Source organism: Pseudomonas sp. P7758 (assembly GCF_013386485.1).
Taxonomy (GTDB): domain Bacteria; phylum Pseudomonadota; class Gammaproteobacteria; order Pseudomonadales; family Pseudomonadaceae; genus Aquipseudomonas.
Window position 1 is genome coordinate 46,135 of the sequence record NZ_JACARS010000052.1, and the last position, 12,230, is coordinate 58,364.

Sequence of the window (12,230 nt, forward strand, 5' to 3'; positions counted from 1 at the left end):
CACCTGATTTCCCGCGTTATCGTTAACGACCTTCGCGAGCAAGCTCGCTCCTACAGTGTTTCTTCAGTTTTGAATCGGCGTACACAACTCCACCAGCGTCCCATCCGGGCACCGCACATACGACACCACCTGCCCCCAAGGCTTGGTGCTCGGCGCAGCAAGTTCTGTCGCACCCTCGGCCAGCGCTCTGGCATGAGCCTTTGACACATCCTCGGTAACAAACCCCAACTCCATCCCCAGCGGTTGCTGTGAAGCATGCGCCTCCACATGCCCGCCCTTGAAGTTCATCTCGCCCAACTCATGCGCTGCAAAAGAGAGGGTGGTATCACCGGTATCCAACTCGCCATAGGTCCCCGATTCATGCAGGAAACGGCGACTGAAGCCGAAGGCTTTTTCGAAGAATTGCAGGGATGCAGCGACGTCCGGGACGTAGACGATGGTGTAGGCAAATTTCATGGTTCAGCGGTCCTTGCTGGAGAAAGGGCTCATTAGAGTCAGCGTCGTGCATACCGTCAACGGGAAACCATTTGACATATTTGATTTGTGATCACATATTGGAGCCATAAGAACGACAACACAGGTTTTGACTCATGACAGATGGCCCGCTTCTCCTTCCCACCTTGCGCCAGGTGTCCCGCGATACCTTGCAAGACCAGGTCTATCGCCAGATCCGCGAAGCCTTGATGAGTGGTCGTTTTCAGCCCGGCCAGAAACTCACCATCCGCGGCCTCGCCGAAGCCCTCGGCTCCAGCCCCATGCCGGTACGCGAAGCCCTCCAGCGCCTCAGCGCCGAAAACGCCTTTGAAGTCACCGAAACCTCCCGTCTGCGGGTCCGCATGATGACGGTCGAACGCCTGCGCGAGATTCGCGATGCGCGGGTCGCCCTGGAAGGTTTGCTGGCAGAAAAAGCCGTGCTGCTCTTGGAAAAAGCCGACCTCGACGAAATTTCCGACCTCTGCCAGCAGATGCAACAAGCCGCCGACGAAGTCGACGTTTCCCGCTACCTGTGGACCAACTTCGCCTTTCACCGTCGGATCTATGCCGTCGCCCAGGCCGAATTGACCATGGCCGCCGTGGAAAACTTCTGGCTGCACATGGGCCCGTGTTTTGCCCTGGTCGCCCCCGATAAAGCTCACTTGCAACGCTCGATGGAGGCGCATACGCGCATCGTCGAAGCCCTGGCCGCCCGCGATGGCGCCGGTGCCCGCGCGGCCGTGACCGATGACATCATGCAGGCCGCCGATTCCCTGGCGCGCCTGCTCGTCAAGAACGACCGTTCGCGGTCGTCTGTTTCAGGAGGTAAACGTGCATGAGTATCCTACAGCGGCTGCAGCCTTATCCTGGGTTACGTGTGTTGATTTCCGGCGGGGCTGCCGGCATCGGTGAAGTGTTGGCGGCGGCCTATCTGGAGGCGGGTGCCAAGGTGCATGTGTGTGATGTCAGCGAAGCGGCCCTGGCGGCGTTTCGCGACAAGTACCCGGGCACTGTCGCCACCCGTGCCGACGTGAGCGATGCCGCGCAGATCGAGGCGGTGTTCCAGGTGCAGCGCGAGCAATTCGGCGGGCTGGATGTGCTGGTCAACAACGCCGGGATTGCCGGGCCCACCGGCGGCATCGACGCCATCAGCGATGCTGAGTGGCAAGCCACGATCAATATCAACCTGACGGCGCAATACCGCTTTGCCCACCACGCGGTGCCGATGCTCAAGGAATCGTCCCACGGCCATCTGCTGCATATCGCCTCGGTCGCCGGGCGCCTCGGCTACGCCTGGCGCACGCCGTATGCGGCGACCAAATGGGCCATCGTCGGCCTGATGAAATCCCTGGCCTCGGAGCTGGGTGAAAGCGACATCCGCGTCAACGCCTTGCTGCCCGGCATCGTTGAAGGCCCGCGCATGGACGGCGTGATCCGCGCCCGTGCCGAACAGGTCGGTGTGCCGGAAGCCGAGATGCGCCAGGAATACCTGAACAAGATCTCCCTCAAGCGCATGGTCACCGCCGAAGACGTCGCGGCCATGGCCTTGTTTCTCTGCTCGCCTGCCGCCCGCAATGTCACCGGCCAGGCGATCAGTGTCGACGGTAACGTCGAGTACCTGTAGGCCGCGTCAGCGTTAAGCCAGGGAAGAACACACAAGTTACACCCGGGATTTTTTTCATAAGAATAAAAGTCGGAGAATCGTCATGTCCAAAAATCGTCCTGTGATCATCACCTGCGCCGTCACCGGTGCCATCCATACGCCGTCGATGTCGCCGCATTTGCCGATCACCGCGCAGGAAATTGCCGACGCCGCCATCGGTGCCGCCGAAGCCGGCGCCGCCATTGTCCACCTGCATGCCCGTGATCCCATCGATGGCCGTCCCAGCCAGGACCCCGCGCTGTTCGCCGAATTCCTGCCGCAGATCAAGGCCGCCAGCGACGTGGTGATCAACATCACCACCGGCGGCGCACCGACCATGGGCGTCGAAGAACGCCTGCAACCGGTGATGCAGTTCAAGCCGGAACTGGCCTCGCTGAACATGGGCTCGATGAACTTCGGCCTGTACGAAATGCTCAACCGCTTCACCGAGTTCAAGCATGACTGGGAGCGTCCGTACCTGGAAGAAAGCGACGACCGGATCTTTCGCAATACCTTCCGCGACATTACCCACATCCTCAATTCCTGCGCCGAGAACCGCACCCGTTTTGAAATCGAGTGCTACGACATCGGCCACCTGTACACCGCCGCCCATTTCCTGGAGCGCGGCCTGCTGAAACCACCGTTGTTTATCCAGTCGGTATTCGGTTTGCGCGGCGGCATCGGCGGGCACCCGGAAGACCTGGCCCATATGCGCCGCACCGCCGACCGCCTGTTTGGCGACGACTACGTGTGGTCGATCCTCGGCGCCGGCCGTGGGCAGATTCCGCTGGCCACCATGGGCCTGTCCATGGGCAGCAACGCCCGGGTCGGCCTGGAGGATTCGCTGTGGGATGGCCCGGGCAAACTGGCCGCGTCCAACGCCGACCAGGTACGGCGCATTCGCACAGTGATCGAAGCCCTCGGCCATCAGGTCGCCACGCCGGATGAAGCGCGGGAAATCCTCGGGCTCAAGGGGCGCGACCAAGTCAATTTCTAATTGATAAACCGGCCGCGTCATGGCGCGGCCATGCCCATCCCGCACAACAACAAAAAAGGGGATAACACCATGCGTATCGAAGTGCTTGTGGACGTGAAGACCACCCTGGGCGAAGGCCCGGTGTGGGACGTCGAACAACAACGGTTGTACTGGATCGACAGCGCCGACGGCCGGATCCTGCGCTGCACCGAGGATGGCCGCGAACTGCGGGCCTGGGATGTGGGCCAGAAAATCGGCTCCATGGCCCTGCGCCATAGCGGCGAGCAAGCCATCGTCGCCCTGCAAAACGGCGTGCACCTCCTCGACCTCAACAGCGGCGAACTGGCCCTGGTGATCGACCCGGAACCCGCACTGCCCAACAACCGCCTCAACGACGGCAAGGTCGATCGCCAGGGGCGCTTTGTCTTCGGCTCCATGGACACCCTCGAAGACAGCGCCAGCGCCAAACTCTACCGCCTCGACGCGGACCTGAGCCTGCACACCCTGGACGAAGGCATCATCGTGTCCAACGGCCCGTGCTGGAGCCCGGCGGGCGATACGTTTTACTTTTGCGACACCTGGTCCGGCGAGATCTGGGCTTATGACTACGACCCAGCCAGCGGCGCGGTGAGCAATCGACGCACCTTCGCCAAGGTCGATACCAGCGGCGGTGGCGCTGCCGACGGCTGCACCGTGGATGCCGAAGGCTGCCTGTGGCAGGCGCTGGTCTACGCCGGAAAACTGGTGCGCTACACACCCGACGGCGAGGTCGACCGGATCATCCAGATGCCGGTGAAAAAAGTCACCAGCCTGACCTTTGGCGGGCCGAACCTGGACACCCTGTTTGTCACCTCCATGGCCAAGCCACCGTTGCCGCGTTTCCCGGCCGACGGTCAGCAGCGCGGGGCGCTTTTTGCGATCACCGGGCTGGGCGTGCAAGGAATAGCCGAGCGACGGTTCGCCAGCTAGCGCGTTTTTTTCAACAAGGCACTTTCCTTTCGCAACCTTGTGTCAGTGCGCGCCCTCGCGCGCCTGGAGAAACCCATGGCAACCTTGAAAAAAGCCTCGCTGCGCAGTATTCACCGGCACTCCTGGGTGTCGCTGCTGGTGTGCTGGATGATCTGGATCCTCAACGCCTACGACCGTGAGATCGTGCTGCGCCTGGGGCCGACCATCTCCAAGCATTTCGATTTGTCGGCCGACCAGTGGGGCACCATGGCCACGGTGATCATGCTGGCCCTGGCGCTGCTGGATATTCCCGGCTCCATGTGGAGTGACCGCTACGGCGGTGGCTGGAAACGTGCGCGGTTCCAGGTGCCGCTGGTGCTGGGCTACACGGCTATTTCGTTCCTCTCCGGGTTCAAGGCCCTGAGCGGCAACCTCGCGACCTTTATCGCGCTGCGGGTTGGCGTCAACCTCGGCGCAGGCTGGGGCGAGCCGGTGGGCGTGAGCAACACCGCCGAATGGTGGCCGGTGGAGCGTCGTGGTTTTGCCCTTGGCGCGCACCACACCGGTTACCCGATCGGCGCCATGCTCAGTGGCATCGTCGCCAGCTTTGTCATCAGCACCTTCGGTGAAGACAACTGGCGCTACGTGTTCTTCTTCGCGTTCGTGGTGGCGTTGCCGCTGATGATTTTCTGGGCGCGGTATTCCACCGCCGAACGCATCACCGCGCTGTACGTCGACATCGCCGCCAAGGGCATGACCCCGCCGGACAACGCACCGGCCAGCCAAGTGAAGGGCCACGCCTGGCGCACGTTTATCGCCACGTTGCGCAACCGCAATATCGCCCTGACGGCGGGTAATACGATGCTGACCCAAGTGGTGTACATGGGCGTCAACATCGTGCTGCCGGCGTACCTGTACAACATTGCCGGGCTGTCCCTGGCCGAGTCGGCGGGGATGAGCGTGGTGTTCACCTTGACCGGGATTCTCGGGCAACTGGTGTGGCCGTCGCTGTCGGACATCATTGGCCGGCGCGTCACCCTGATCATCTGCGGGGTGTGGATGGCGGCCAGTGTCGGTGCGTTCTACTTCGCCAACACCCTGACCCTGATCATCGTCGTGCAACTGCTGTTCGGCCTGGTGGCCAACGCAGTGTGGCCGATCTACTACGCGGTGGCCTGCGACTCGGCCGAGCCGTCGGCGACCTCCACCGCCAACGGCATCATCACCACCGCGATGTTTATCGGTGGCGGCCTGGCGCCGGTGCTGATGGGCAGCCTGATTGCCATGGGCGGCGGCTGGACCACCTTGCACGGCTACACGGTGTGCTTCTTCGTGATGGCCGGCTGTGCCCTGGGCGGGGCGCTGCTGCAACTGTTTTCCCATCGCCCGCCGGCGCTGGTTGCGCAACTCGAACCCTAGAACAACACCGATGCGTCCCCCAGCCGTTGCGCTGGCGGGGCGCCAAGAGGAATTGCCCGATGAAGACTGCCAACACCGCCCGTGAACCACGGGAGTTGAACAAACTGATGTTCGTCAAGCTGATGCCCTTGCTGATCATCGCCTACGTGCTGAGCTTCCTGGACCGCACCAACATCGCCTTGGCCAAGCACCATCTTGACGTTGACCTGGGGATTTCAGCAGCGGCCTATGGCCTCGGCGCCGGGCTGTTTTTCCTGACCTATGCGCTGTCGGAAATCCCCAGCAACCTGATCATGCACAAGGTCGGCGCGCGGTTCTGGATAGCCCGGATCATGGTGACCTGGGGCCTGATTTCGGCGGCCATGGCGTTCGTCCAGGGTGAGACCTCGTTCTATATCCTGCGCCTGCTGCTGGGCATTGCCGAAGCCGGCCTGTTTCCCGGGGTGATGCTGTACCTCACCTACTGGTTCAACCGCGAGCAACGGGCGCGGGCTACCGGGTATGTCCTGCTCGGCGTGTGTTTTGCCAACATCATCGGTGGCCCGGTGGGCGCGGCGTTGATGCGCATGGACGGGCTGCTCGGCTGGCACGGCTGGCAGTGGATGTTCCTGCTCGAAGGGCTGCCGGCAGTCGCGTTTGCCTGGGTGGTGTGGTGCAAGTTGCCGGACCGTCCGAGCAAGGCACCATGGCTCTCGGCCGAAGAGGCGCGCGGGATTGAACAGCGCATCGCGATGGAGACCGAAGAGGGCGCAGGCGAGGGCGGGCATTCCCTGAAGAACTGGCTGACACCGCAGATCCTGCTGGCGATCTTTGTGTATTTTTGCCATCAGATCACCATCTACACCGTGATCTTTTTCCTGCCGAGCATCATCAGCAAATACGGTGAATTGAGCACCATGAGCGTCGGCTTGCTGACCTCATTGCCGTGGATTGCCGCAGCGGCCGGCGCTGTGTTGCTGCCGCGCTTTGCGACCACGCCCACCCGTGCCCGGCGGCTGTTGATTACCGGTTTGCTGACCATGGCATTGGGGCTGGGGATTGCCTCGGTGTCGGGGCCGGTGTTCAGCCTGCTGGGCTTTTGTGTGTCGGCGGTGATGTTCTTTGTGGTGCAGTCGATCATCTTTCTCTACCCGGCCTCGCGCCTCAAGGGCGTGGCGCTGGCGGGCGGGCTGGGCTTCGTCAATGCCTGCGGATTGCTCGGCGGGTTTGTCGGGCCGTCGGTGATGGGCGCGATCGAGATGAGCACCGGCAATGCCACGAATGGCTTGAAAGTGATTGCCGTGGTGCTGGTGGTGGCCGCGTTGGCCGCCTTGCGTTTGCGTCAGGGGCAGGAGCAGGAGCCCGGTCACACCAGCAACGAGGTAGGAAACCCCGAAGCCAGCACCAGGTAAGCCACGACTGCCGCCAGGCACAAACCGACAAATACCCGTAACAGTGTCCTGGCGGTGGGATGAGCGATGAATTTGATGGCCCAGAGCAAAATCCCGGCAACCAGGACGCTCAAGGCAGAAATGACCAGCACGATGGTGTTCTCGCAAGCCTTGGAAGCTGCTTTATAGTCCCAAAGGCCCGTGTTGAACAGTGTGCGCATAGACGCAGGGCCCCGGGTGTTTCTAAACTGCGACTTATCCAGGGCAGTGGGGCGGTCGCCGATGAATCGCAATGAATTACGCAAGGCCGACATCAATTTGATGGTGGTCTTTGAAACCTTGATGCTCGAACGCAACGTGACCCGGGTGGCGGAGAAGCTGTTTCTCGGGCAACCCACCATCAGTTCGGCCCTCAACCGCCTGCGTACGTTGTTCAATGACCCGCTGTTCATTCGTGTCGGCCATCGGATGGAACCTACCGCGCGGGCCGAGGAAATCATCAAGCACCTGTCGCCGGCCCTCGACTCCTTGTCGTCGGCCCTGAGCCTGACCCACGATTTCGACCCGTCCATCAGCACCATGACCTTTCGCATTGGCCTGTCCGATGACGTCGAGTTCGGCCTGCTGCCGCCGCTGCTGCGGGCCTTGCGCCAGGAAGCGCCGCAGGTGGTGTTCGTGGTGCAGCATGTGGATTACTGGCGCATCCCGGACCTGCTGGGTTCCGGGGATATCACTGTCGGCATCACCCAGACCCGCGGCCTGCCGGCCAATGCCAAGCGCAAATTATTGCGGCATATCCGCCCGTGCCTGCTGCGGGCGGACGCCTCGGACAAACCCCTGACCCTCGACGAATATTGCGCACGGCCCCATGTGCTGGTGTCCCACACCGCCAACGTGTCCGGGTTTGCCGATGAGTGGCTGGCGGAAATCGGTCGCAAGCGCCACGTGGTGCTCTCGGTGCCGCAATACAGCGCATTGCCGGCGCTGCTCGCCGGCACCGACATGATCGCCAGCCTGCCGGACTACACCGCCCAGGCCATGGCCGCCGGGGGCAATCTGTTCTGTGAACCGTTCCCGTTCGAAACCCCGACCCTGGATTTGTCGATGGTCTGGCTCAGCCACGTTGACACCGATCCGGCGGAGCGCTGGATGCGTTCGCGGCTGGAGGCGTTCATGAGCGAGCGGGACATGCTGCCGGTGGTCGCACCCAAATCTTGAGATAAAACCTTCAGGGAGATCCAGGCATGGCCCCATCCCGTTCCTTGCTGCGTGGGCGCGGCAGTCATGACAGCGGCAAGGTTGGCATGGTCGAGCTGTTTTTCGACCTGGTGTTCGTGTTTGCCGTGACCCAGTTGTCCCATTCGCTGCTCGCCCACTTGTCCATCGGCGGTGCCGTGCAGGTGGCGTTGATGATGGTCGCGGTGTGGTGGGTGTGGATCTTCACTTCGTGGGTCACCAACTGGCTGGACCCGGAAAAAATCCCGATCCGCATCGGCCTGTTCGGTTTGATGGTGGCGGGCCTGTTGCTGTCCTCGTCGATCCCCAAGGCGTTTACCGATCGCGGGCTGTTGTTCGCCGGCGCCTATGTGTTCATGCAGGTAGGACGCACGCTGTTTGCGTTGTGGGCGGTGCGCGGCGAGTCGCTGAACATGACCCGCAATTTCCAGCGGATCCTGGCGTGGATGCTGTTTTCCGGGGTGTTCTGGATCACCGGTGCGCTGCTCGAAGGCGAGCAGCGTTTAGCCTTCTGGGCCCTGGCGCTGTTGATCGAGTTGATTTCCCCGTCGGTGTATTTCTGGGTGCCCGGGCTTGGGCCCTCGACGCTTGCGGACTGGAATGTGGAAGGCAACCACATGGCCGAACGCTGCGGCCTGTTTGTGATCATCGCCCTCGGTGAGTCGTTGCTGGTGACCGGCGCGACCTTCGCCGAGCTGCCGTGGAGCGTGGACGGGCTGGCGGCATTCCTGGTGGCAGTGGTGGGCAGCATCGCCCTGTGGTGGATCTATTTCGACAGCGGCGCCGAGCGCGCCCACCATCGCATTGCCAGCTCTGCCGACCCGGGCCGTCAGGCGCGGATCGCCTACACCTACCTGCATGTATTGATCGTCGCCGGGATTATCGTCAGCGCCGTGGCCGACGAACTGGTGCTGGTGCATCCGGGGCATGCCAGCCAGGCGGGCGTGGTGGCGATCATCGCCGGCCCGTGGTTGTTCCTGCTGGGCAGTGCGCTGTTCAAGTGGGTGATGAGCGACCGGCCGTTGCCACCGTTTTCGCACCTGGGCGGCTTGCTGATGCTGCTGGTATTGCTGCCGCTGGGATTGCAGCAGGTGTTTTCGGCGTTGGTACTGGGGGGGTTGACGTCGGCGGTGTTGGTGATCGTGGCGATCTGGGAAAATCGCTCGCTGCACAGCCTGACCGAAGTTTCACACTGAAAGCGGTCTGATTCCGCCCGGCCCCGTGCTATATGTATGACTCTTTTCCTACAACAAGCTCGGAGCCTTCATGCCGCATCTGCATCTGGAATACACCGCCAACCTCACAGAGCTGGCCGTTGAGAAAACCTTGTTGCGGCTCAACAACGTGCTGATGGCGTCCGGGCAGTTCAGTTCCGAGTTCGATATCAAAAGCCGCGCGCTGAAGGTGGAGACATTCCAGGTTGGCACGTCCATCAGCCCGCGCGCTTTTATCGCGGTCAAGCTGTCGCTGCTCAGCGGGCGTTCACCGCAGGTCAAGAAGCAATTGTCGGAAAGCCTGTTGGCGGCGCTGCAGGACCTGGGCGATTGGCCTGCAGACCTGCAGGTGCAGCTCAGTGTCTTGCTGGTCGATATGGATCGCGAGTCCTACAGCAAAGTCACCATCGGCTAACTACTGTAGGAGCGAGCTTGCTCGCGAAAAACTAACAGACGACGCGGGGATCCTGAATGCCCGTGTCATCGTTAACGTTCTTCGCGAGCAAGCTCGCTCCTACAAAAAAGTTATAGCAACCCCTGATCCGCACACACCTTCACCACCTGCTCCCTGAACCACGTGTTGGCGCTGTCCTGCGCGCTGTGTTCATTCCACTGCATATCCAGGGTAAACCCCGGCAAACCGTTCGGCGCTTCGCAATGGCCGAACACGGTCGTGTCTGCCAGCAGCTTCAGCACTCGACGGGGCAAGGTGACGATAAAGTCAGTGCCGGTGATCATCTTCAGCGCCGCGCTGTAGCTGTTGGCGCGGGCGATCACCTGGCGTTTGTGGGACTGGCGCGCCAGCCAGCCGTCGATCATGTTGGTGTCGGAACTCCAGGGCGTGGGGAACACATGGCGCCGGGCGACGAAGGATTGCAGGCTGAACGCCGGTTCCCGGGGCGCCGAGTGTTTGTCGAACACGCACACCAGGTCGTCCTCCAGCAGCATCTGGGTCTTGATGTCCTTGTGCTCGCGATGAAAGTGCGGCCCGAAGCAAATCACCAGGTCCAGACGCCCGTCGCGCAAGGCGTCGGCCGGGACCTCGGTTTCGAGCTTCTGCACGTTGACGATCACCGGCAGGTCGGCGCGGTCGAAGTTTTTCAGCAGGCGCGGCAGGATCAACTGTTCGAAGTATTCGGGGGCGCAGACGTTGAAGGTCACAGCCTTCTGGGTGGGGTCGAACGTTTGGCTGCCGGCATGGCACAGGTTGATGCTTTCGAGGATTTTCTGCACATGCCCGTACATGGTGGCGGCTTTGTACGTAGGACGCATGCCCGCCCGGGTGTTGATAAACAACTCGTCTTCGAAGCTGGTGCGCAGCTTCTTCAGGCTGTAGCTCACGGTGGACTGGCTGACGAACAGGGTTTCGGAAACCTCGGTGACGCTGCTTTGGTCGTAAACAGCGACAAACACCATCAGGTCCTGCATATCGAGCTTTCTAAGCAAGTTGCTGTTTAGCATCCGTTCCGTCCGCAAGCGCTTTGTACCGAACTCGGTACAAGACAATACAAAATGTTAACGGAACGCTCGTACCAATAGAAAGCTCTGTCGGACCTTTCTCTGTTTGAGGTGGGACAAATAATGTTTACAACACGACCTCAGCGAATATGCCGCGCGTAATGCCGGGGATCGAAGCGCAGTACGATCAGCAGCATCACCACCACCACGGCCGTCAGTGACCACCAGGCCCACTCGAAGCTGCCCAGCTGGTCGCGGATCATCCCGGCAATCAGCGGCGACAAACCGGCGATCAGGTAGCCGATGCCCTGCACAAAGGCCGTCAGGCCACCGGCACGGCGCGGGTTGTCGAGGTGGTCGAGGGACAGGATCAGGCTCATCGGAAACAAGCCGCCAATCCCCAGGCCGAGCAAACACGGCCACAGCAGGCTCAGGTATTGCGGGCTCAGGATCAGCCCGCAGAAGCCGGCGATGATCAGCACCAGCAGCACCGCGACCACACCCCGCTTGTCCCTCCGGCGGTTGGCGATGGCCGGGGTAGTCAGGCCGGAGACCACTTCCATGGCCGTCAAAAAGCCCAGCAACAGGCCGGCGTTCTGTTCACTCCAGCCTTGTTCCACGTAGTACGGCGCCAGCCAGGCCAGCACGCAGGTGTAGGACGCGGTACCGAGGCCGAAGAAAATCGCCAGCAACCAGGCCCGGCGATTGCCGAAGAATGACGCCTGCGGGCCTGCGCCGGCTTGCGGCAGCGGCGGCAGCACCGAGCGTTGGGCGTACCAGAACACCAGCGCCAATACCGCGAGAACCGCCCAGATGGCCAGGCCGATGCGCCAGCTGCCGGTTTGCACCTGGATAAACGGCGAGAACGAAGCGGCGAGGGCCGCGCCGCCCATGATCGCGGTGACGTACAGGCCCATGAACAGGGAAACGTTGTCGCTGAAGCGCGACTTGATCAAGGCGGGCATCAACGCCTGGATCATCGCGATGCCTACGCCGGCGGCAATGGCGCTGAGGATCAGCTCAACCGCCGAGTCCAGGAACAACCGGGAGACGGTGGCCAGGCCGATCACCACCAGCGACAGCACAATGCTGCGATGCTCGCCGAAGCGTTTGGCCACGGCCATGCCAAAAAACATCGCCAGGCCCATGGCCATGACCGGCAGCATGGTCAGCAACGAGGCTGTGCTGAAACTCAGGGCCACATCAGCGCGAATCGACGACAACAACGGGCCGACGGCGGCCATCGACGGGCGCAGGTTGAGGGCAACGAGCACAACGCTGATCATCAGCCAAACGGCGGTGGCGGGTTTTGCGCGGACGTTTTCCATGGGCGAGCCTTGAACTGACAAGGGCAGTATTAGGCCGGGCGTGGGGGAGGGCGGCAAATGAGAAAGTCGTTGGCGCTATTGAAAAAATGCGTGGGGGCTTTTCTGCCAAGGACTCTTGTGGTGAGGAGCGCTGGTTGTGGTGAGGAGAGCTTGTTGTGGCGAGGG

13 protein-coding genes are annotated in these 12,230 nt (G+C 61.9%); 9 read left to right on the forward strand and 4 right to left on the reverse strand.

The window, feature by feature from the left end:
• Positions 1–63: 63 nt before the first annotated feature.
• The gene (locus HX873_RS11430; RefSeq protein ID WP_008437902.1) at positions 64–456 is read right to left on the reverse strand and encodes a VOC family protein; all 393 of its coding nucleotides are present in this window, start codon (positions 454–456) and stop codon (positions 64–66) included.
• 134 nt (positions 457–590) lie between these two features.
• On the opposite strand from HX873_RS11430, the gene HX873_RS11435 reads away from it, so the two are divergent.
• From HX873_RS11435 to HX873_RS11460, 6 genes are all read left to right on the forward strand, one after another.
• A complete protein-coding gene (locus HX873_RS11435; RefSeq protein WP_003211913.1) occupies positions 591–1,313 on the forward strand; it encodes a GntR family transcriptional regulator in 723 nt (240 codons plus the stop codon).
• Positions 1,310–2,098 carry an SDR family oxidoreductase gene (locus tag HX873_RS11440; RefSeq protein WP_177019685.1) on the forward strand — a complete coding sequence of 263 codons (789 nt, stop codon included), beginning with the start codon at positions 1,310–1,312 and terminating at the stop codon, positions 2,096–2,098. Before HX873_RS11435 ends, HX873_RS11440 begins: the two co-directional genes overlap by 4 nt.
• Positions 2,099–2,180: 82 nt before the next feature.
• A complete protein-coding gene (locus tag HX873_RS11445; RefSeq protein ID WP_087692589.1) occupies positions 2,181–3,113 on the forward strand; it encodes a 3-keto-5-aminohexanoate cleavage protein in 933 nt (310 codons plus the stop codon).
• A gap of 69 nt (positions 3,114–3,182) precedes the next feature.
• Positions 3,183–4,061 (forward strand): SMP-30/gluconolactonase/LRE family protein, encoded by an 879-nt coding sequence (locus HX873_RS11450; protein WP_134325896.1) that lies wholly within the window; start codon positions 3,183–3,185, stop codon positions 4,059–4,061.
• Positions 4,062–4,136: 75 nt separating this feature from the next.
• On the forward strand, positions 4,137–5,459 hold the full coding sequence (locus tag HX873_RS11455; protein ID WP_003211904.1) for an MFS transporter: 1,323 nt from the start codon (positions 4,137–4,139) through the stop codon (positions 5,457–5,459).
• A 59-nt stretch (positions 5,460–5,518) separates the two neighbouring features.
• On the forward strand, positions 5,519–6,850 hold the full coding sequence (locus tag HX873_RS11460) for an MFS transporter (protein WP_177122682.1): 1,332 nt from the start codon (positions 5,519–5,521) through the stop codon (positions 6,848–6,850).
• Here the strand turns inward: HX873_RS11460 and HX873_RS11465 are convergent.
• A complete protein-coding gene (locus HX873_RS11465) occupies positions 6,805–7,050 on the reverse strand; it encodes a hypothetical protein (protein ID WP_023659101.1) in 246 nt (81 codons plus the stop codon). The genes HX873_RS11460 and HX873_RS11465 overlap by 46 nt on opposite strands.
• Before the next feature lie 61 nt (positions 7,051–7,111).
• On the opposite strand from HX873_RS11465, the gene HX873_RS11470 reads away from it, so the two are divergent.
• The 3 genes from HX873_RS11470 to HX873_RS11480 all read left to right on the forward strand — a co-directional run bounded on the left by HX873_RS11470 (position 7,112) and on the right by HX873_RS11480 (position 9,694).
• On the forward strand, positions 7,112–8,047 hold the full coding sequence (locus HX873_RS11470) for a LysR substrate-binding domain-containing protein (protein ID WP_003211897.1): 936 nt from the start codon (positions 7,112–7,114) through the stop codon (positions 8,045–8,047).
• Positions 8,048–8,073: 26 nt separating this feature from the next.
• On the forward strand, positions 8,074–9,261 hold the full coding sequence (locus tag HX873_RS11475) for a low temperature requirement protein A (protein WP_177122683.1): 1,188 nt from the start codon (positions 8,074–8,076) through the stop codon (positions 9,259–9,261).
• 70 nt (positions 9,262–9,331) lie between these two features.
• Positions 9,332–9,694, forward strand: a complete 363-nt coding sequence (locus tag HX873_RS11480; protein WP_177122684.1) for a 5-carboxymethyl-2-hydroxymuconate Delta-isomerase — start codon at positions 9,332–9,334, stop codon at positions 9,692–9,694.
• Between the two features lie 110 nt (positions 9,695–9,804).
• Here the strand turns inward: HX873_RS11480 and HX873_RS11485 are convergent, their stop codons facing one another.
• Both HX873_RS11485 and HX873_RS11490 read right to left on the reverse strand, forming a co-directional pair.
• The gene (locus HX873_RS11485) at positions 9,805–10,740 is read right to left on the reverse strand and encodes a LysR family transcriptional regulator (RefSeq protein ID WP_023659100.1); all 936 of its coding nucleotides are present in this window, start codon (positions 10,738–10,740) and stop codon (positions 9,805–9,807) included.
• A gap of 137 nt (positions 10,741–10,877) precedes the next feature.
• Positions 10,878–12,065: a cyanate transporter gene (locus HX873_RS11490; protein ID WP_177122685.1), complete on the reverse strand. Its 1,188-nt coding sequence runs from the start codon at positions 12,063–12,065 to the stop codon at positions 10,878–10,880.
• Positions 12,066–12,230: the final 165 nt, after the last annotated feature.